The following is a 21,246-nucleotide window of genomic DNA, read 5'->3' as shown; positions in this document are numbered from 1 at the left end:
AGCTTTTAGCGCTAATTCACAGTGATTGTTTTAGGAGCTGTTGGGTAAATAGCATTACCTTGTTTATCTATTTTAAGCCAAATGAGTTGGCTGTTACTGTGCTGGGGTGTTTTAGCACCGCACAAAAGTGTAAATGAGTGAATTTGTATTAATGCGCCTTCGCTGTAGCGTTTGTTGTCGTACCAACAGTTTGATTCTTCATTTACAAACTGGTTTGCATCAATAATTGAATGGGTTTTAAGGGTTGTAGCTTCACTAAGTATTGAATACGATAAGCTGCTAAAACAAAAGCATAGAATTAAAAAGTTACGCATTAGAGGCCTTTAAATAGGGAGGGTTAAAAATAATACATTAAGCTAAAAAACGTGCTAGTGTAAAGTACACAAAGTGATTTTAATTATAAACTTAGTTACTCACAGAACAACTTAGATTCAAATAAAAAGGTGCACACAATGCAATTTAATCAAACAATGATCGAAGAATTCACACTATTAGCAAAGTTTCCTCGCGACAGCAAAATGCAGGGTATTAAATTACATTCAGACGCAGAGCCAAGCTTGCTTAGTGCAGCGCAACGCTTATTCGAAAAAGGGATCATAGATAGCCCAGATGGCGGGTATTTAACTGATCTGGGCTTAGATTTAATTGAGCACATTACGGTTATTCATAGCGCGCTACAAAGTTAATCTAAATTAGCTTAATTTGCATCGGGTTGATTTTGCGGTGCAGCATCATTAAATGCAGCTAATTTATTACAATGCTCGTAAATAGCTGCAATTTTTGGGTAAGCGCTCATATCTACGTTAAAACGAATTGCATTAAATACTTGCGGCACTAAACAAATGTCAGCAAGTGTTGGTTGGTTACCAAAACAGTAGTCGTCATTTTCGTTTAGCATCAGTTCTATTTTTTCAAAACTCACTTCTATCCAATGTCGATACCATTTATTTTTAGCCTCGTCATCAATACCTAATTCGTTCGATAAATACTTCAGCACGCGTAAATTATTAACAGGATGAATATCGCAGGCAATGGCAAAGCTTAAGTTTCTTATTTGTGCTTTTTGCCACGCAGTTCCTGTAATTAATGGCGATTGCGGATAAGTTTCATCAAGCCATTCCAGTATTGCAAGCGATTGTGCTAATACACCATTATCGGTTTCAAGTGCAGGGAGTAAGCCTTGCGGATTAGTTGCTAAGTATTCTTCCCCTAGTTGCTCCGATTTTAAAAGGTTAACAATAGCAAGTTCATGATCAATTGCTTTTAAGTTAAGCGCTATACGCACTCTATAAGCCGCTGATGAGCGAAAGTAGCTGTATAATTTCATAATTAATCCTGTGAACCTGTAAATTGTTTTTTAATAGTACGCCAGCAATCGGTGTAATTTGGTTGGCGATCTTTGCCTTCTAATGCATATTTTGTTGGTGAAATTATATAGCGCGACTCAAACATAAAGGCCAAAGTGTTTTCGTATTTTTGTGGTGTAAGCTCTGCGTTTGAGGCTTTTTCAAATACGTCGGCTTCAGGTCCATGTGGCGACATACAATTATGTAAACTTGCGCCACCAGGTACAAAGCCGTGCTCTTTTGCATCATACACACCCTCAATCAAGCCCATAAATTCACTCATAATATTGCGGTGATAATAAGGCGGGCGGAATGTATTTTCGGCTACCATCCAACGCGGTGGAAATATCACAAAATCGACATTTGCCATACCCTCAGTAGCAGAAGGAGAGGTTAGCACAGTGAATATGGAAGGGTCGGGGTGATCAAAGCTCACTGTATTCATTACATTAAAACGCGATAAGTCGTATTTATAGGGTGAGCTATTACCCGTCCATGCAACTACATCAAAAGGGGAGTGCTTTATTTCACAGCTAAATAAATTACCGTTAAATTTAGAAACAAGCTCAAAGTCACCTTCTTTATCTTCAAAGGCAGCAACGGGGTATTGAAAGTCTCTGTCGTTAGCGTAGCCATTAGCACCCACTGGGCCTCGTTCTGCAAGCTCTAACGCATGACCATAATTTTCACAAATATAACCACGCGCGGTATCGTCAATTAAATCAACAGCGAACTTAATTCCTCTGGGAATTACAGCAATTTCACCAGGTTTAATGCTTAACTTACCGCACTCGGTATGCAGTAATAGCTCACCTTGCTGAGGGACAAACAACATTTCGCCATCGGCATTGCAAAAGTAACGCCCTTGCATTGACTGATTAGCGACATATACATGAATGCCAATACCCGATTGCCCATTAGCACTGCCATTAGCTGCCATCGTTACTAACCCGTCAATAAAGTCAGTAGGCTCTGAAGGCATATCTATAGGGTTCCAGCGTAGCATTGTTGGTGGTGTTACGGCTTCAGTAATTGGGGCTGTTCTTATTAAGCCGTTATCAATTGCTTGGTAATCACCTTGCACTACCGAAGGACGAAGGCGGTAAAACCAAGTGCGACGATTTGCAGCACGAGGAGCCGTAAATGCAGTCGAACTAAATTGCTCAGTGTATAAATCGTATTTAACCTTTTGTGGGCTAAATTGTCCTATCGGTAATGCACCGGGTAGCGCTTGTGTTTCAAATTCATTACCAAAACCTGTCATATAACTTAATTGTGTCGCCATTACTGACTCCTGTGAGAGGGGGGTTGGTTTAATATTATTTTTATTTCAGTTAAGATACTCTCAAGTGAGACTAATATCAAATGTGCAACTGCGCACCTGCGTAAATATTAATGAACACCAAAGTAAACCCAATAAAGCAGGGATAACCAAAAATGAAAATTGATTTAGCAACGTTTTTACCCTATCAATTAACAAATATAGCAACACGCGTAAGTAACGACTTTGCAGAGGTTTATCAAACTAAATACGGTTTAAATATTCCTCAGTGGCGAATACTTGCTAATTTAGCGCAGTATGGGCAAAGCAATGCAAAAGAGTTATGCAGACAAGCAAATATGGATAAATCGACCGTGTCGCGAGCGGTAAAAGTTTTAATAGATAAAGGTTTAGTGAGAAGTGAGTTAAATGAGCAAGACAAACGCGCGGCCTTACTTGTACTGAGCAAAGCAGGGCAAAACTTATATGAGCAAATAGCACCCGATGCACTTAATTGGGAAAAACAATTACTGAGCACTTTAACCAACGAGGAATACGAAGTGTTAGTGAGTATTTTTGAAAAGTTAAATAACAAATTAAAGGCATAAAAAAGCCCACAAAGTGGGCTTTTAAATATTAACTAATTTAATAAGCTAAATTAGAAAGTGTAACGAACACCTACTTTAATTTTGTAAGTTGAATCTTCCGCTTCAAAAGTAAAGTCATCATTTATAGGGTTACCAATGATGTATTTACCAGTAGCTTGGTCAATATCCATCTCAACAACATCTCTTGAGTTGTTATTCTGGCGGTAAACCTTACCTTTAGATGAATCAATTAAGTTTAATAAGTTATCTATAACGAAATAAAACTCGCCACGATGATCATCTGCAAAACCAGGGATTTCTTGTGATACATACAAATCCATTGTAGTCACCCAAGGTGTTTTTCCTTGGCTTCTATCAGCAAAACCGCCAGCAGAACCTGAAAGCCCTAGACTATCAAAATGAGCTAAAACTTCAGCTTCGCTAACACCATCAGCATAAATCACATTTGGATCATTTGCTGTTGGAACATAAGGTAAGTAGTTGCCGCCATATGTTGTGCCACCAGAAGGTTGAATTAAGTCTTGGTCAAAGAAACGTCCACCAGTTAAGTTCTCTAAACTTACTAGCTGGCTATAAGCTGAACCAGAATTACGTTCAATAAATAAGTTAAATTTGGTTTTATAATTTTCAATTAATTCAGCTGTATACCCTAGATTGATTACAAATCTGTGCTCAGTTTCATAAGGTGAAACACCAACTTGAGTTTCTTGATGGTCTCCAAAATGACCAAAGCGGTAGTTACTACGTGCTGTTGATGAACTCCCAGGGTTACCATCTGTAATGTCTTGGTTTGTATAAGACGCATCAAACTTGAAGCCGTTATCCCAAGACTTAGATATACCAGTACTTAAGATAACAGATCTGCCATCGTCATCAGCATTTGTTAACATTATCTCAAGGTCAGATGTATTATAGAAAGGTAATGCGCCGTCGATCGTGCTACCAACTACAGAATCGTTGTCTAATATAGCAGCATTAATCCATTCAGCGCTATTTTCCTTTTTAGTATAAATAGCTGTAGTTGTCCAAGCAAAACCTTCACCAAGGTATGGAATATCTAAATTAACATCACTGTTTAACATGAATGTCCACTGTGAAGGGATTTCAAAATCAGGGTCAATGAAGTTTGACGGAGAACCTTCCGTACCTGAATCTACTGCTGCTATGGCAGCATCAATAGGATTATTTAATGCATTAGTAGGTATAGGGATGTCACGGCCTGAATAAGACTGACTACTAATACCATCGTTCGAGTAAGAGTTAGATATCCAAACGTTAGGGTTGCCACCAGCATAGCGACCAGCACTACCTCTTATGGTTACATCTTCATTGAGTGTATAAGTAAAACCAACGCGAGGTAGTATTATATCTACGCCATCTAGGTTGTTTGTATTACTAAAACCAGTACGAGTTTCTAAACCTGCGTTGTAAATCGGTTTATCGTCAGAGCCCAAACGCTCATAACGTAAGCCAGCAGACAATATTAAGTCGTCACTGTAATCCCATGTATCATTTACATATAAAGCGATATCATTTCGTGAAAACTTAGCAATTACAGCTGCAGGATTATTACCAGTACCATTACTATAACTATATTCAGATGCTATTTGGTCATTAAAATCTTGTAAACTATTAAATGAGATAACACCTTTTGAACCAGGTAAAAATTGATTCTCAATATCTAGTACATCATATTTGATACCAAACTCTATAGTGTGTTCATCTAAAAGGTATGTACCATCGAACTTAACTGTAAACAAGTCGTTTTCTAGAGTGTTGGAATGACGGAATTCATCAGAGCCAAATGCAATAGCACCTTCTTCACCATCACCATCTTCATCAAGGTTTTCAATCGTAATATCGCCTAGATTAGATGAATTACCAAGAGATATAGCACCAGTTTCAACTGACTTTTGAGTTACGCTAATTTGCGTTGAGAATTCGTCAGTCCAATCTGAATATAAAGTCGAACTGAAGTTGTCTAATTTTTGAGCGTTGTTGTACCACTGGGTACTCAATCTTAATTCTGTATTACCATTAGTCATGTTACGAGTGCTATTACCTTCACTGTGCATATATACGAAATTAGCACGATGGTAATCATTGATATTCCAATCAATTTTTGCAATGTACTTTTCATCATTTAACTGAGGTTGTACATCTGATTCACCAATATCACTAATACCATATACATCATTAGCTATGGCTCTAACTGCCTCTAAATCGGCAGTAGTTACAGTTGTTTTATTTGTTCCAACATTTGAACCAGCTACGCCATATTCTAATTGTTGCGGTGATTCAAATTTTTCATAAGCAGCAAAAATAAACAACTTATCTTCAATTATTGGAGCACCAAAAGACGCGCCATAGTTTTTTTCTTCAAAATCTAATTCAAGCTTTTCACCAGAAGCATCTTTTGGAGAGCCGGCCCAATCGCTGCTTAATTTTTCATAAAAAACACTGCCGTGCAGTTCATTAGTACCTGATTTGAATACGGCATCTACGTTACCACCAGTAAATCCACTTGATTTTGCATTAATTGGAGCAACAGATACTGAAACTTGATCTAGTGCATCTAGAGGGAAAGGATTACGTTGAGTAGGGTAGCCATTGCCATTTAGACCAAAATCATCATTTAGTGGGATGCCGTCAATAGTTATTGAATTTGTGCGAGGATTCGACCCAGCGATCGTCATTGAACTTTCGCTACCAGGCTGAATTACAACCAGAGGATTGTTTCTAACAATATCTTTTATATCACGACCTATACTAGGTGTTGTAGTTATTGCTTCTTGTCCAAAGTAAGAGTCATTTGCAGATGAATTGAATAGAACTGGGGAGCCAGTTACAACAATAGATTCCATGCTGTTACTAGATAGTTGTTGATCTAGCTGTCTAGTTTCGCCAAGTGAAAGATAAACATCTTCAATTTGAACATCTCGGTAAACATCAGAATCAATAATTATTTTGTAAGGACCACCTACACGAAGGCCTGTGGCATTGTATGTACCTGTATCGTTTGTTGTTACTACTCTGCGGGTACCTGTTGGCTCATGAACTAATATTAGCTTAGTATTTGCTGCAGGATTACCGTTAGGGCCAGAGATTTGCCCTTTAACTGATGACGTTGTGTCACTAGCGAATACGCCACCACTCACACCAACACATGCTGCGATAGCAAGTGAAAGAGCTGTTTTGCGAAGTTGAGTTTTCATTTAATTTTCCCGTGTAGTTATTAATTAAATTTTTATATTTTTATTTTAAAATTTTTCAAAATAAACAGTTGAAGTTCATTTATTCAAAATCCGTTACTAGTGTACCTTATTTATTCGTTACAAATAAAATACAACTGCAATATATTTTTAATAAATAGTACTATTTTTGTCTATTTGAGTGTTTTTTCGAGCAATAACTCTATATCGGGGTATATATTACGTGGGCTTTATGACAAACATGTGAAATTGTAGGGGTGAATATAAAAAACCCATTACAAATCTGCAATGGGTTTATTGTAACTTACAAATAACTTAACAAGTTATTGATGCAGTTTTAAGACTTAAAACTTGTAGCTAATACCAATTTTAGCCTGCCATGCAGAAGAACTAGTTACATACTGGCTATAGTTACGAACGTCAGCACCGTCGTGTCGAGGGTCAATTTTGTAACGACCTTCAGCATCCAGACCTTCAAAGTCATATACAGCTTGGTCAGAAAAACCTAAACGTTTTTCAACACCCCAATCGCTATTTAATAAGTTTGCAAAGTTATCAACCATGAAGTAAATTTCACCACTGTGACCTTCAGCAAAGCCAGGTATTTCTTGTTTGATACTTACATCCATAGTAGTTACCCAAGGTTGAGTTCCTGAGTTACGACCTAAAATTTCACCACGCTCTGATATACCAGCACGATTTAGAAGCGTTTCTAATTCATTCCAAGATAAACCAGACTCATCCCAGTTTACATTTGGATCATCAGCACCTGTAGGTATATAAGCTAAGTAAGCTGAGCTACTATCAAAATCTTTAGTATCACCTAGGCCGCGCTCTTGGTACATACCCATAGTGTAGCTAAAAGGGCGACCCGAACGACGTTCAAAAAATACGTTAAACTTAGTTGCGTAGCCACTAAAGAATTCAGTGTTATACGCTAAATTAACTTTAAAGCTGTGCTCTACTTCATAAGAGCCACGGTCAGCAAAATCTTCATTGCGATTACGTGTTATGTTGTACTGATAATTACTTTGTGCACGTGAAGATGAACCAGAAGATGCTTCAGTTACGTCTTGGTGTGCGTAGCTTGCTGAAACGTAAAGACCATTTTCGAACTCTTTTGCAAGACCCGTTGAGATAATAATTGAACGGCCATCGTTAGATGAGTTAGTCATTGCAATATCAAAGTTTTGAGCAATGTCACCGCTATAAATACTTTCGTTGATTACACGCTCACCATCGGCAGCTAAACCAACAGGTTGGATAGCCGTGTTATGCCATACAGCTTCGTTCTCTTTCTTATGGTAAGCAATTTCAGCTTGCCATTTAAATCCATCGCCAAGCAATTCTGAGTCAAACTCATATTCAAAACCAACTTGAGCACGAATACTTGAAGGTAATTTAAAGTCAGGGTCAATGTAGTTTGTACTACCAGTACCTTGCACTAACGAATTTTTAATTGCGTCAGGCACTTGTGTAATATCAGCTTGGTTGTTTGCATAATAGTTGTTAACGAAGTTTTCTGTCGGTTCAACAATTGTAATACCATCATTTTGGAATGAGTTGTTATACCAAACATTTGGAATGCCACCTTGGAAGCGACCTATGCCACCGTTGATGGTTAATGCTTCAGTTGCATAATATTTAAAGCCTATACGTGGTAGGAAAATATCTAAGCCATCAAGGTTTTCTTGGTTATTGAAGTCATCAACTCCATATAATGCGCTGTAAGCATTAACAAAATTTTCATTACGTGTTGGTTTATCATCTGATGATAAACGCTCATAGCGAATACCTGCAGTGACTTCTAAATCGTCACCAACGTAAAACGTATCCTCAATGTAAAGCGCTAATTGATTACGTGTTGCATCGTATGCAGTGTCATTTGGATTGTTTGTAAATGCGTTACTGTAAGAAAAATCGTAAGTGCCGTCGTAGTTACCAACTTCACGGTTTTCGAAGCCTTCAAAGTTATCAAACTCCCAAGAGCCTAATGAATTGGAAGCGAATAAGTTGTATAAGTTTAACGACTCATACTGCATACCAAAGTTAATCTCATGGTCATCCATTAAATAAGTTGCATCAAACGTGAGTGTTAAGTTTTCAGTTGATGCGCTATTTGCATGGCGGAATTCGTCGGTACCAAACTCGTAAGCAGGACCACGATAGTATTCTTCAACTTTAACGTAACCGATATCAGAATTTGTTAAGCTTCTAGATGAAACATCTTTATAAGCTATACCAATTTCAGTTGAGAAGTTTTCATTCCAGTCTGAGTATAATTTAGTCGCGAAATTATTAAATTTAGTGGCGTAAGTGTAACGGCTTGACGCTAAATTTACAGTGCTTCCGCCAGTACCAACATTTGTTTCGTCTTTGTCATCTTGCCATTGGTAAGTGAAATCTAGACGGTGGGCATCATTAATATTCCAGCTTAACTTAACAAGTAGTGACTCGTTTGTATCTTTAGGATCTCCACCTAAAGAGTCAGTTAATCCATATTCATTACTTAAAATATTAAGAAAATTATTGTAATTATCTTCTGTTACGTCGTACTCATTCGTTGCGCCTGAACCTTCAAAACCATAATCCAAATCAAGTTCGCTTGTCCATTTATTGTAGTTTACAAAATAAAACAAAGTGTCGTCGATCAATGGTCCGCCAACGTTAAAACCATAGCGTTTTTCAGTTTGGATTGGCTCAACTTTTTCAATAACATATGTACGATGACCATCTTCATCTAAAGCCGGTCGGCCATCAGTATAAACTTGAGAAATACTGTCTACATCGCCTGCAATATCAGGAGTTGATGTTTCATAAAAACCAGAAAACTTAAATTCGTTCGTACCTGATTTTGTTACCGCATTAATAGTACCGCCGCCAAAGTTACCTTTAGAAGCTGAAAAAGGAGATACATCAACAGAAATTTGTTCAATAGCATCAAGTGCAACTGGAGGCTGTGAAGTCGGGTAACCACCGTAACTTAAACCAAAATCATCGTTTTGGCCGATGCCATCAACAGTTAAACCATTTGAACGAGGGTTACTACCTGCAAACGTTAGCTCGCCATTACCGTTAATACTCGCAAGTGGGTTTAAACGCGCAATATCTTTAATGTCACGATTAAAGCTTGGCATGTTTTCAATTGTATCAGAGCCAAATGTACTGCTAGAGCCACCTGATTGTTGAACAATTTTATAACCAGACACTTCAATTTTTTCGATGTTTCGCGGAGCAAGCTGTGAGCTTAAACGGTAAGTTTCACCCAGGTTCAAGTAGATATTTTCAACAGTGGTATCGTTAAACGTATCAGAATCAATGATAACCATGTAAGGGCCACCTACACGTAAACCATTAGCGATAAACGTACCACTTTCGTTTGTAGTTAATTCGCTAATAGTTCCCGTTGGTTGGTGAACTACTTTAATTTTAACGTTTGCAGCACTGCCACCTGAAGGCGTTGTAATTTTACCACGCATTGCAGATGAAGTATCAGCAGCCATTGCGCTTGTAGAAACACCTAGCGCTAAAATTACCGCTCCAGTTAATTTCGAAAGGCGAAGCTTAGTCATAATGTTGATTTCCCGTGTGTAGGTTATATAAATTTAATACAGTTTATTTGTCAGTCGTCATTTTTAGTGCTGTTTTTAACTCTTTTGCAGAAGGGTCAAATAAAGCATTTAATAATCCAGCTAATCGAATACCCGCCTGTTGTAAGCGCGTTTTTACGATAGGCGTATTGTTATAAATGTAGCTGTATCCAACTTCGTCGTTGGTGTACTTATAAATTTTTGTTGCTAAGTTGTGCGATTCTTCAACCCAAGTTTTAGGTGAGCTTTGTAAGTACTCAGCAATTAACTCGCTGTTATTTGTATCAATAAATTGCGCGTATTCAGTGAACGACAAGTTTTCGTTTTCAACTAGCTTTGTATCCCAAAGGCTATGAAGATTTGTTTCTTCATTAAAAAATGAAACCTTTATACGATTACCACCTCTGTCTTCACCTCTGCCTGCATGAAATGGCTGATGGCTATCACCTACTAAATGCACTAAAAAACGTAAACTGAATTGCTTAGCGTCTAACGTGCTATTGGTATCTGTAAGTGTCTGCATTGAGTAGTGAATACCTTCAAGGATATTACTTACAGATTCTTTGTTTTTAGTATGTTCGTGGTTGAAGCTGAAAGACTTACCCGGTGCTGCATTTATATAATGCCAACGAGATGACTTCTTTTGCCAAAATTCACCAGGAGCAGATCGCATTTCATCAGGCCACGTTGATATTTGAGCTAGTGACTCGCCATCTAAATAAGGCTTAATTGCTGCTTTAGTTGTTTCGCTTATATGAGATTGTGCAATCTGCCCTACAATACGATGGCCATTTTGACCCCAAGCATGTGAGTCGGTGCTTGTGAATATCGCACTAACCAAAAGTGCAGAGGATATCGAGTACTTTATACTGTTATGCATTAGAACTTCCTAAATGAATATTTCATGGGGTTGCTATAAGCTAATGCGGTCAATTGTCCTCACTTTTCGTGTTGATAGGAAGGACTTATTAAAATTCATAGTTTCTTATTTAGATTTGATATAAATCAATAGTTTATGTTTAACAGGTAAAATTACTTGTTGTAATAAGTAAGCGAAATTGTTCAAATGCACTATATAATCTTTTTTTGAGTAGCATTGCTTTGAATTTTAAAAATATCGTGTTGCACAAAATGTTAATTGTTACATTTTTGTTTCTATTGTTGGTCGTTACGTGGATTTGCGGTCAAGTTAGTGTATACAACGATGATTTGCATTTTCCAGTTATGATTGAAACCTCAACAGAGTGTCAAACAACTGCAACAAGTAACAAAGGGCAATTAATTGTTTTTACACAATCAAAAAAAATAGCCAAGTTATTAACAAAAAAGTTATGCTTTGACAACGTAGTGACTAAGCAATATGGCTCTGTAAAAGGGTATTGGGGATATAGAACGGCAGACAGCTTTGAGTTTGTTGGTAAAGGAATTGCTGACTTAATTTTGGCTAAAAATAATATTATGGCAGCCTTTAAAGCAGAGTCTACATATAACTACCAGCCCGTTGTTGGTTTTTCTGACTACACGGCTTTTTTTATATCTTCTAAAGAAAAACCACGGATCACCAAACAATACTTTTTAGATAAGCGCATAGGTTTACTTGATTATCCAACCAGCCGATCAGGGCATATTTTACCAAAGCAAACGTTTAAAGAGTTGGATATTAATTTAGCCAATTTAAAAATCACTTATGCTAGCTCTCATAACGAATTACGTGATTTACTCGCCGACGGAAAAGTAGATATTATTGCCTCTTTTTGGAAAGAGAGCGACGAAAAACGTTTTTCAAAAAACTATATTACGCCATTGAGTAATAATATTTCTGGAACAAGATGGTATTTAAAAATGCGGCAAAACAATACTGATTTGTTGTGTGCAGTTCAGGAAAACTTACTTGATATGTCTAAAGATCAAAGTTTGCATTACTATCAAAACGTCCAGCCATTTTGGCGCTGTGGCGCCAGCTTAGTAGGCTTAAAAGAGGAGGTTGGTGATGAGTAAGTATAAGCAATTACTTGTTATTATAAGTTTGTTTTTTATTTTATCGTCTGTCTTTTATGTTTCTGTAACTCAAAAAAGCCAGCAAGTAGCTAAACAAAAAGTTACGCAGATAGAAAGGCAAATAGCACTAGATTTACCCTTACTTGATTTATCAAATGAGCTGCTTAAACACTCAGGTAATAAAGACGCGGTTAACAGCTACATTAAAACCTTAAATAGCCACATTAATACGAATGATCTTAGGGTTGTTACTATTGCACCCAAGAGCGAAATGGTAACACCTCTAAAGCCCAGCCAAATAATACGTAGTTTGAGTACAAACAGCGGGTTTGTACTAGTTGTATTTAGCGTTAAGCACACCCACTTTTCATTGAGCCATTTTATTTACTATTTTATATTTTTAGTATTAAGTGTGTTGATTAGCTTTTGGGTGAAATTTGCGTTTATTAAACAAAGCAATAAGCAGTTTAATAATGCACAGCATCAATCAATTGCAGAGCCTACGCCGCTGATACTTATTGTTAACCTTAACGATAAAACATTATCAAGTAGTTGTAATACAGAACAAAAAATGTGTTTAGCCAATAAACCATTGTGCTTTTATTTAGCACTTGTAGAGTATTGTACAAATAACGATGATGTAGCGCTTAGTCATAATAAAGATGTTCCAGGGGAACTGCTAGAACTTGCTAACAAGTATTTTTATAGGTTGATCGAACTCGGCCATACGGTTAGAAAAAGGCCTAACTTTAATAATAGCCTAGAAAAAACCCTGAGCGAAATACGTGCGGCATTAGATGAAGTACTCAGCGAGTATCCTGAAGAAAAAGAGTTATATTACCCACCTAAAGCATACGGGGAGGGTTCTCGCTCTCGTCTGCATAGTTATGGGCTGGCAAATATTAAAAAGGGCAGTATTGAAATAATAGGAAAGTAACAAGGTTACTTTCCTATTATTAGAGGCTATTTGGGAGTAAATTCAGCCGTTTTAAGAGGGCTGTTTTTTGATATAAAGTCTTGAAGTGCTTGAGCATCTGTTTCGTCTGTACTAACAAAGCCTTTTTTATTTGTAAGCGTAGGATAGCCATCGCCGCCTGATGCGTTATAGCTATTTAGACTCATACGGTACGTTTTATTTTTATTCAAAGGTTGTCCATTAATAACCACATTAACTAGCTGGCCATTTTTACGTTCAAACGATAGTTTATGATACTGCAAATAAGCACCTGCATCCGGTGGGAAGCTCGTTACTGTATTTAAATAGTCCCATAAATCACTCCCTTGCCAATCCATATAAGTAATACGATTTTTGAAGGGATGTACTTTTAAAATATCTTTATAGCTTACTTTACCTGCCTCTATTGAGCTGCGAATACCACCGCCACTTATTAATCCAAAGTCTGCATTTACTACATCCATTTGAGCTTGAATAATTACACGTGCAAGGTTTGTTTGTTGGTAACGAACTTTGTTTCTGTCACCTTCTAAGCGAGCATCTACTTCACCAATGGTACCTTCAATTTGTTTAGCGCCTTTAGCTTGGTATACCGCTAAATAAGATTCAAGTTTAGGGTCTGGTTTAATGTACTCGTTTGCTAATACTTCTTTAGTAGAGCCATCAGCTTGTACTTTATCTACATACAAATTAACAGGCATAAGTTTGTAGTCTAGTAACGTCAATTTTCCGTCTTCAAGCTTAAACTCAGCTTTACCAACATACTTACCCCATTCATGGGCTTGCATAATGTAAGTACCGTTTTGCTGGTCTGGTTTACAGGCAAGGCCAGGTTTAAAGTTATCATCATTTACATTTGTATCACTCATACACACAGGTTCTTGTGAGTGACCGCCAATGATCATATCAAGCGTGTTTGCAGGAAGTGAGCGAGCAAGTGTTACATCACCGGGTGCGTTAATACCAAAGCTAGCATCAACATAATGACCCATATGAGTCAGCGCAATGGTAATGTCTGGGTTATATTTAGCTTTTATTTCTTTAGCTAGCTTTGCGGTAACGTCAACAGGGTCTTTAAACTCTAAATGCCCAATATATTGAGGATTACCAATTTTAGCTGTGTCGGTTGTTGTTAAACCAATAACAGCAATAGTTAATTCATTTTTTTTGAATATTTTGTAACTATCAAACGCATGCTCGCCTGACTCTTTTTCAAATATATTGGCTGATAGGAAAGGGAAATTCACCCATTTTTGCTGTTGCTTTAAAACATCAATAGGGTTGTCGAATTCGTGATTACCTAATGCCATTGCATCGTAACCAATCAGCGACATTCCTTTAAAGTCAGGCTCTGCTTTTTGTAAGTCTGACTCAGGAATACCTGTATTTATATCACCACCAGAGAGTAGTAATACTGCATGACCTTGCTTTTGAGCTTTATTGCGTAAAGAGTCAATTAACGTTTTGCGAGCGGCCATACCGTATTCGCCTTTTTCGTTTTGCCAAAAACGCCCGTGGTTATCATTAGTATGAAGAACAGTTAAATATTTAGTCGGGGTAGCGCTAAACACGGATTCAGGAGCAGGAGATGTGCATCCGAGTACACTAAAAATAACCGAAAATAAAATAATTATACGCATAAAATACCTATGGATTAAGGTCTACTTAATTTATCAGGCAGCTAGTTTAAACTAGTTCTATGCTAAAAAAACGTACTTATTTACATTTTATTTGGAAGGGGCTGTTAATTGGTTTGTGGCAGCACGTTCACGACGCTTCAACTCCGTATTCGCATACTCTCGCTTGTGGTGATTAGTACCTATCATCCAGGTTAAAAAGCTTGCTGGCAGTTTTGTATAGGGTTCGCCTTTGTGTAAACCAAAGTCGCAAATTGCATGTTTAGTGTGTGGCATTATAAGATCCTGTTGTTTTGTGTTTTTTAAAGGTAACAAAAAGTAGCCATACTCTTAAGATGATTTAATTTTAAATAATTAGATTTATATAGCTAAAAAGAATATAAGTAATGGTATATGTAATTAATTTGTTATCAACACGGTCTAATTTGTATCAACTCGCACTTTAGAATCGATTTTAATCGCCTATGGCATTAATGTGTTAACGCATTAACAATTATCTAAAAATATAACAACAGGAATACAACATGAAAAAACTTTTACTTGGCTCAGTACTCGCCGCAGCAAGCTTTACAAGTGCTGCCACTATTGTCGAAATGAACACGAGCCAAGGTGTCATAGAAATTAACTTGTTTGATCAACAAACACCTAAAACAGTTGCAAATTTTTTAAGTTACGTTCAAGACGATTCATATAACGAAACAGTAATTCACCGCTCTGTTAGTAACTTTGTTATTCAAGGGGGAGGATTTACATTTTCTGACTCGCTAGATGCGATTACCACAAAGCCTGCTGTAGAAAATGAGCCTGTTTTTTCTAATGTTAAGGGCACCATTGCGATGGCTAAACTATCGGGTGATGCTAATAGCGCAACAAGCCAGTGGTTTTTTAATATTACAGACAATAGTGCAGCACTTGATACGCAAAACAGTGGCTTTACTGTGTTTGGACAAATTACTGCAGCAAGCCAATCAACGTTAGATAAAATTGCAGCATTAGTACACTGTGGTGAAACACCCGTTGTTGGTATTACTGCTGAACAATGTGCAAGCACTGATGTAACAATTAGCAGTGCTAATTTAGTGACTATTCAAAACGTGGCGGTAATGGATGATGATCCTAATTCAGCCGCAGGTCTTACTGTTACTGAAAATACGCTAATTGATTCTGACACATCAACAGATTCAGGTAGCAGTTCTGGCGGCGGATTAATTTGGCTTTTAGGTGCTTTTTTACTTGCGGTTCCTCGTTTAAAACGTGCTAAATAATTAAAATTAACGGTAATGTGGATGGCGTAAACCAGCCGCCCACATTATTATTAAACTTTGCTGTTTAAAGTAATACTCGCCAAACCATCGCAAGCCAAATTGAAAACACACAAGCACAACCTAGTAAAAACACTTTAAAACGTGCTCGTACGTTATTTTCACCTAAATGAATAACACTATGCACAATACGTGTTGCTACAAATAAACAGGCCAGTATAGCCACAAGTGTACTGGCGCTATTTAGCTGTAGTGCAAGTAAACACCCCGCGTAAAAAAGCACAGGTATTTCAAACTGATTTGAAAAGTTTCTATCTGCAACCCTAATAGTGTCGCCAGCCTTATCTAATTGCATTGTTTTAAAATCGCTTAAATCTAATTGTTTGTTTTTAGCTGCTGCAAAGCGCCTTTTACCCATAATGAGCATGACAACCAGTGAAAGCGTAACTTGTGCAAACATGGCAAGTATGATGATTTTTTCCATTGTTTTTCCTTATTATTATTTAGAGTTTGTGTATCTTTTGATATTGAATGATTTTTAATCTCGAAAGTTGGCAGACTCGCAACTAATAGCCGATTATGAAGACATTTTTCACAATGTGTTACACAAAATAGCGTTATTTTGTAGAAAGTTATTAATTGAAAATGTTAGTTTAGCTTAACTATATTGCTTTGAATTGGCGCATGCTATTTTGCGCAATACTTTTTAATGGAAAACAAAAATGAAAAAGATTATTGGTTTTAGTGCTATCGCACTTGCAGTTTTAAGTGGTTGTTCAAATACAGCTTCGGTTTCTGTGGCGCCTCCGGCCTCTTTATTATCAGACACGTTAGTTGTAAGTCCTAACGATAACCGCGAATATAAAACACTTAAATTAGCAAACGACATTGAAGTTATTTTAGTGTCTGATCCTGGTGCTGAAAAGTCAGCAGCGGCACTAAGTGTAGGTGTAGGTTTACTACACGACCCGATGTCGCAACAGGGTATGGCGCATTATTTAGAACACATGCTGTTTTTAGGCACAGATCGTTACCCAGATACAAAAGGGTATTCTGATTTTATGACCAAAAATGGTGGCGCGCACAATGCGTATACTTGGCTCGATATTACTAATTACATGTTTAAAATTAATAACGACGCGTTTGATGAAGGGCTAGACCGTTTTGCCGACTTTTTTAAGGCACCTAAGTTATACCCTGAATACACAGACAAAGAAAAAAATGCAGTAAACGCAGAGTGGTCAATGCGTCGCGAAATGGACTTTTTTGGTCAATTTAAACTAGCGCGTAAAATGATGGGCGATCACCCAGCTAATCGCTTTTTAATTGGTAATCTAGAAACACTTGGTGATAAAGAAAACAGTTCGCTTCATAAAGAAACGGTTGATTTTTATAATAAATATTATTCTTCAAATGTTATGAAAGTAGCGCTTATTTCTAATTTATCTATTGCTGAAATGGAGCAAAAAGCACAAAAATACTTTGCTGATATAAAAAATAAAAACATAGAAAAACCAGCAGTAACTGCAAAGCTTGATTTTGATAACGCTGGCGGTAAACGCGTGTTTTATGCACCAAATGAAGATGTAAAACAGCTACAACTTGATTTCACCATTGCTAATAATAATAGCGAATTCGCGCTTAAACCAAACCGATTTGTAGCGTATTTACTAAGTAATGAAATGCCGGGCAGCCCAGCGCAACTGCTTCGTGACAAAGGGTGGGTATCTCAGTTGTCAGCTTCAGCTGCACCAAATCAATATGGTAATTACGGGTCATTAAACGTAAACGCAGAGCTTACAGATGAAGGCATGAAAAATCGTGACGAAATAGTTGCGACTATTATGCAGTACATCGATTTAATTAAAAAAGAGGGCGTTGATAGCAAGTACTTCAACGAAATTCGTACATCACTAAATAACCAGTTTAAGTTTTTAGAAAAAGGTGATGAGTTTAATTATGTAAGCTCACTTACACAAAGCATGCAAGACTATCCGTTAAATCACGCTATTAATGCACCTTACTATTATGCAAAATTTGATGCTAATGCGGTAAATAAAGTACTTGAGCAGTTAAATGCCGATACTCTTCGTATTTGGTATGTATCGCAGCAAGAAGAGACTGACTCGCAACTACACTTTTACGACGGCAAATACCGCATTAGTGATATTGGCGATGATGAAATTGCCAGCTGGAAAAAACCAAGCGAATTTAAGTTAGCACTACCAACTGTAAACAATTTATTGCCTGAAAATTTTGCAATAAAAACTCAAGCATTTAAAGAGCAAAAACACCCAGAACTTGCTTACGATAAAAATGGTGTAAAAGTATGGCGCCAAGCAAGTCAAAAATTTGCAGAACAGCCAAAAGGGCTTGTCGAAGTTTATATAAATACTCAACCAGGTTTGAACGATATTAAAGCAGAAGTACTTTATTCTGTTTGGGCTGATTTATACAATATTCAACAAAGTCAGTTAAGTACCGAAGCAGCAATCGCTGGTATGAGTGTAAGCCTTGCGCCGAGTAATGGTCTTGTTTTATCTATGAGTGGTTTTACAGATAAACAAGATGTATTGCTTAAACAAGCTTTAACCGGATTAAAAGCCGATGAAACAGCACAAGCATTTAGCCAAGCAGTTGATCGCTTTAAACGTAATTTACTAAACCAACAAAAACAGTTTCCGTATGCACAAGCATTTGGCGAGTATTCAAAACTAACGCGTACAGGTGGTTTTGATACAGACGCGCTTATTAAAGCCGCTGACTCAGTGAGTGTTGCCGACTTAGCACAATTAAAAACAGCTACGTTTGCACAAAACGATTTACGCGTATTTAGTTACGGTAACTACAATCAGCAAGATATAGACGCGATTGCAGACGAATTAAGTGCAACGCTACCAAGCAACCATAAACGCAGTGAATTTGCGCGCAGCAAAGCGTGGTTGCCTCAACCGGGCGAAACGCTGGTACTGCAAAAAGATATAGATGTAGCTGATGTAGCGGTGGTTGATATGACCGTTCACCCTGTTGCGGGTTACAAACAAAAAGCAGAAGCGGCTGTATTACAAAGCCACTTTAGAACAGTTGCGTTTGATAAAATGCGTACTGAGGAGCAACTTGCATACGCAGTAGGTGCCTTAGCTCGCCCAATTGAAGATTACTCAGCAATTGGTTTGTATATTCAAACACCAGTTAAAGGACCAAAAGAAATACAAGCTCGTTTTGATAAATTTAAAAAAGAATACGCAGTTGAACTTGATAACATGAGCGAAGAGACTTTTGAGCAGCTTAAAAATTCAACCCTAGTATCGCTTAAAGAGCAGCCTAAAAATTTAAGTGACGAAATGAGCCCACTTATAAACGATTGGTACCGTGAAAACTTTACCTTTGATTCTAAGCAAAAGCTGATTGATGAAGTTGAAAAAGTAACGCTTGCAGATATAAAAGACTACTACAAGCAAACAATGCTTAATCCTAATGCGGCACGTTTAAATGTGCAATTACGTGGTACTAAGTTTATAGAAAGTGACTTTGCCGATTTACCAAATCAAACTAAAATCACAACGCTTGATGCCTATTACAATGGTATTAAACTACAAAAATAAGCTTTATTTATACAGCTAAAAATAAACCCCAATGTATTGCTACATTGGGGTTTATTATTTATCTTACTAATAATACCAATTCGCTTAATTAAGTGATCTATTTTGAGGATGGAAAAACGTGTTGATAGCTAGGCAAAAAATTCGCTATTTAGTTGTTCTAAATGAAAATTTTTTAACGCAGGTAGCGACTCGTTTAGCCCCGCAAAATGATTAAGTATTATTGCGGATTGGTATAATATTTAAGCCATTATTAAAAAGCCTATAACAGCTAATGCCGCAGCAATTAGCGTGTAAGGCAATTGTGTAACGGCATGGCTCATTAAATTACAACCAGAGCCTTGCGCTGCGAGCACCGTTGAATCTGAGTAAAAACACGCTTGGCTACCAAAAGAAGAAGCCGATAATAGCGCTCCAATGACCAGTGGTATGTTTGCATCAACCGCATTTGCCAGTGGCATAACAATCGGAATTGATACAGCAAAAATACCCCAACTCGACCCTGTTGCAAACGCTAAAATAGCCATTGAAATAAATACCACGGCTGGTAAATATGCTGCGGTCATATAAGGGCTTAAACTACCAATAACAAACTGAGGCAAACCAATTAAGTCGCATACGTCTTTAAATATAAACGCCGCTATAACAGTACCAATCGCGGGGATCATACTTTTAAAGCCATCAAGCATGCGCTCAATCATTTCACTTACGCTGATTAATTTTTGTAGTGCATAAAATGGGAGAGTGACCGCCATTGTTGCTAATAAGCCTTTGTATACGTCAATTTCAAAGTAAACAGTAAATGCAACCAGTAAAATAATCGGCACCAAAAAGTTACGTAATTTACCTTTAGGATCAGCGTCTTCAAAGTTTTCTTCAGCTGCTTTTACTGCGTATTCATCTGCTGTTTGAACGTTATTGTATTGAGCTGGATCGACTTGAGCTTGCTCAATTTGCGCCATTTGTTCTGCTTTTTTCATTGGACCAATCGCAGGAATAACACCCAACACAACAAGTAAAACAACAAGCACTGCAAACCACGCGTAAAACATGTACGGAATAGCTTGAATATAAACAGCAATACCTTTGCCTTCTTCAGCAATACCGTTATCTACCAATAAGCCACTAAAAAATACCGCCCAGGTAGATAAAGGGACAAGCACACAAATTGGTGCAGCAGTAGAGTCTACAACATAGGCAAGCATCTCACGGCTAACTTTAAATTTATCGGTAATGCGTTTCATGGTCTCACCCACAGTAAGCGCATTTAAGTAGTCATCAATAAAAATAACCAGACCTAAACAAAAGGTCATAAACAACGATGAACGCTTACCTTTAGTGTATTTAAGGGCTAGCTTGCCAAAAGCTGATGCGCCACCTGTGCGCACTAACAGTGCGATTAAAGCGCCAAAACCACCACATACAAGTATTAGCCAGCCGATGGTTTCGTCTGTCATTACTTTTAGCGATGTACTCGCAAAGTTAGTAAGTACCTGTGCAGGATCGGCTATAACTAAACCAACTAAAGCACCAATAAGTAAAGATAAAATAGGGCGGCGTAATACAACAGCCAATACAACCACCACTAACGGTGGTAGTAAACTCAACGCAGAAGGTTCAAGCATTTAAGTATTCACAAAATTAAAAGCATGCATCAAAATTAAATTAATTTTCAAGCTGCTTATACAAAAACAAAGAAGATGATAAGTTTGTTGTTAAATCATTTTCCAAGTCACTGCTTTTGTACGCGAGGGAGGGACACATAAACAGTTATG

General features: G+C 37.4%; 16 protein-coding genes. 6 read left to right on the top strand and 10 right to left on the bottom strand.

Annotation, left to right across the window (positions count from 1 at the left end; all coding sequences use genetic code 11):
• Nucleotides 1-11: 11 nt before the first annotated feature.
• Nucleotides 12-314 (bottom strand): DUF1496 domain-containing protein, encoded by a 303-nt coding sequence (locus tag AAEY68_RS01015; RefSeq protein WP_008134362.1) that lies wholly within the window; start codon nucleotides 312-314, stop codon nucleotides 12-14.
• A gap of 138 nt (nucleotides 315-452) precedes the next feature.
• On the opposite strand from AAEY68_RS01015, the gene AAEY68_RS01010 reads away from it, so the two are divergent.
• Nucleotides 453-686 carry a TIGR02647 family protein gene (locus AAEY68_RS01010; RefSeq protein ID WP_007582405.1) on the top strand — a complete coding sequence of 78 codons (234 nt, stop codon included), beginning with the start codon at nucleotides 453-455 and terminating at the stop codon, nucleotides 684-686.
• Between the two features lie 11 nt (nucleotides 687-697).
• On the opposite strand, the gene maiA is transcribed toward AAEY68_RS01010, so the two are convergent.
• Entirely contained in the window at nucleotides 698-1,327 is a 630-nt protein-coding gene (gene maiA, locus AAEY68_RS01005) for a maleylacetoacetate isomerase (RefSeq protein ID WP_350585368.1), read from the bottom strand.
• A gap of 2 nt (nucleotides 1,328-1,329) precedes the next feature.
• Nucleotides 1,330-2,631 carry a homogentisate 1,2-dioxygenase gene (gene hmgA, locus AAEY68_RS01000; RefSeq protein WP_350585366.1) on the bottom strand — a complete coding sequence of 434 codons (1,302 nt, stop codon included), beginning with the start codon at nucleotides 2,629-2,631 and terminating at the stop codon, nucleotides 1,330-1,332.
• A gap of 152 nt (nucleotides 2,632-2,783) precedes the next feature.
• Here hmgA and AAEY68_RS00995 point away from each other — a divergent pair, with 152 nt between their 5' ends.
• On the top strand, nucleotides 2,784-3,215 hold the full coding sequence (locus tag AAEY68_RS00995; protein WP_350585365.1) for a MarR family winged helix-turn-helix transcriptional regulator: 432 nt from the start codon (nucleotides 2,784-2,786) through the stop codon (nucleotides 3,213-3,215).
• A gap of 50 nt (nucleotides 3,216-3,265) precedes the next feature.
• On the opposite strand, the gene AAEY68_RS00990 is transcribed toward AAEY68_RS00995, so the two are convergent.
• From AAEY68_RS00990 to AAEY68_RS00980, 3 genes are all read right to left on the bottom strand, one after another.
• A complete protein-coding gene (locus AAEY68_RS00990; protein WP_350585364.1) occupies nucleotides 3,266-6,430 on the bottom strand; it encodes a TonB-dependent receptor in 3,165 nt (1,054 codons plus the stop codon).
• A 341-nt stretch (nucleotides 6,431-6,771) separates the two neighbouring features.
• Nucleotides 6,772-9,999 carry a TonB-dependent receptor gene (locus AAEY68_RS00985; RefSeq protein WP_350585362.1) on the bottom strand — a complete coding sequence of 1,076 codons (3,228 nt, stop codon included), beginning with the start codon at nucleotides 9,997-9,999 and terminating at the stop codon, nucleotides 6,772-6,774.
• 43 nt (nucleotides 10,000-10,042) lie between these two features.
• On the bottom strand, nucleotides 10,043-10,897 hold the full coding sequence (locus AAEY68_RS00980) for a S1/P1 nuclease (RefSeq protein WP_350585361.1): 855 nt from the start codon (nucleotides 10,895-10,897) through the stop codon (nucleotides 10,043-10,045).
• Nucleotides 10,898-11,148: 251 nt separating this feature from the next.
• Between AAEY68_RS00980 and AAEY68_RS00975 the strand changes: the two genes are divergently transcribed.
• The gene (locus AAEY68_RS00975; protein WP_350585360.1) at nucleotides 11,149-12,015 is read left to right on the top strand and encodes a type 2 periplasmic-binding domain-containing protein; all 867 of its coding nucleotides are present in this window, start codon (nucleotides 11,149-11,151) and stop codon (nucleotides 12,013-12,015) included.
• Entirely contained in the window at nucleotides 12,008-12,952 is a 945-nt protein-coding gene (locus AAEY68_RS00970; RefSeq protein WP_350585358.1) for a hypothetical protein, read from the top strand. Before AAEY68_RS00975 ends, AAEY68_RS00970 begins: the two co-directional genes overlap by 8 nt.
• A gap of 26 nt (nucleotides 12,953-12,978) precedes the next feature.
• Here AAEY68_RS00970 and ushA read toward each other — a convergent pair whose 3' ends face one another.
• Both ushA and AAEY68_RS00960 read right to left on the bottom strand, forming a co-directional pair.
• The gene (ushA, locus tag AAEY68_RS00965) at nucleotides 12,979-14,610 is read right to left on the bottom strand and encodes a bifunctional UDP-sugar hydrolase/5'-nucleotidase UshA (protein WP_350585357.1); all 1,632 of its coding nucleotides are present in this window, start codon (nucleotides 14,608-14,610) and stop codon (nucleotides 12,979-12,981) included.
• A gap of 87 nt (nucleotides 14,611-14,697) precedes the next feature.
• The gene (locus tag AAEY68_RS00960) at nucleotides 14,698-14,883 is read right to left on the bottom strand and encodes a hypothetical protein (protein WP_024591811.1); all 186 of its coding nucleotides are present in this window, start codon (nucleotides 14,881-14,883) and stop codon (nucleotides 14,698-14,700) included.
• Between the two features lie 248 nt (nucleotides 14,884-15,131).
• Between AAEY68_RS00960 and AAEY68_RS00955 the strand changes: the two genes are divergently transcribed.
• Complete coding sequence (locus AAEY68_RS00955) at nucleotides 15,132-15,872, top strand: peptidylprolyl isomerase (RefSeq protein ID WP_024593146.1); 741 nt, start codon at nucleotides 15,132-15,134, stop codon at nucleotides 15,870-15,872.
• A 64-nt stretch (nucleotides 15,873-15,936) separates the two neighbouring features.
• Here the strand turns inward: AAEY68_RS00955 and AAEY68_RS00950 are convergent, their stop codons facing one another.
• Entirely contained in the window at nucleotides 15,937-16,353 is a 417-nt protein-coding gene (locus tag AAEY68_RS00950; RefSeq protein WP_024593147.1) for an MAPEG family protein, read from the bottom strand.
• Between the two features lie 238 nt (nucleotides 16,354-16,591).
• Here AAEY68_RS00950 and AAEY68_RS00945 point away from each other — a divergent pair, with 238 nt between their 5' ends.
• Nucleotides 16,592-19,474 (top strand): insulinase family protein, encoded by a 2,883-nt coding sequence (locus AAEY68_RS00945; protein ID WP_024593148.1) that lies wholly within the window; start codon nucleotides 16,592-16,594, stop codon nucleotides 19,472-19,474.
• Between the two features lie 239 nt (nucleotides 19,475-19,713).
• Here the strand turns inward: AAEY68_RS00945 and AAEY68_RS00940 are convergent, their stop codons facing one another.
• Nucleotides 19,714-21,096 carry a Na+/H+ antiporter NhaC family protein gene (locus tag AAEY68_RS00940; RefSeq protein ID WP_350585355.1) on the bottom strand — a complete coding sequence of 461 codons (1,383 nt, stop codon included), beginning with the start codon at nucleotides 21,094-21,096 and terminating at the stop codon, nucleotides 19,714-19,716.
• Nucleotides 21,097-21,246: the final 150 nt, after the last annotated feature.

Source organism: Pseudoalteromonas sp. RB2-MNA-CIBAN-0110, assembly GCF_040309305.1.
Lineage (GTDB): Bacteria > Pseudomonadota > Gammaproteobacteria > Enterobacterales > Alteromonadaceae > Pseudoalteromonas > Pseudoalteromonas arctica.
Note: the sequence above shows the minus strand (reverse complement) of the source record. Positions and strands in the feature narration are given on the sequence as shown.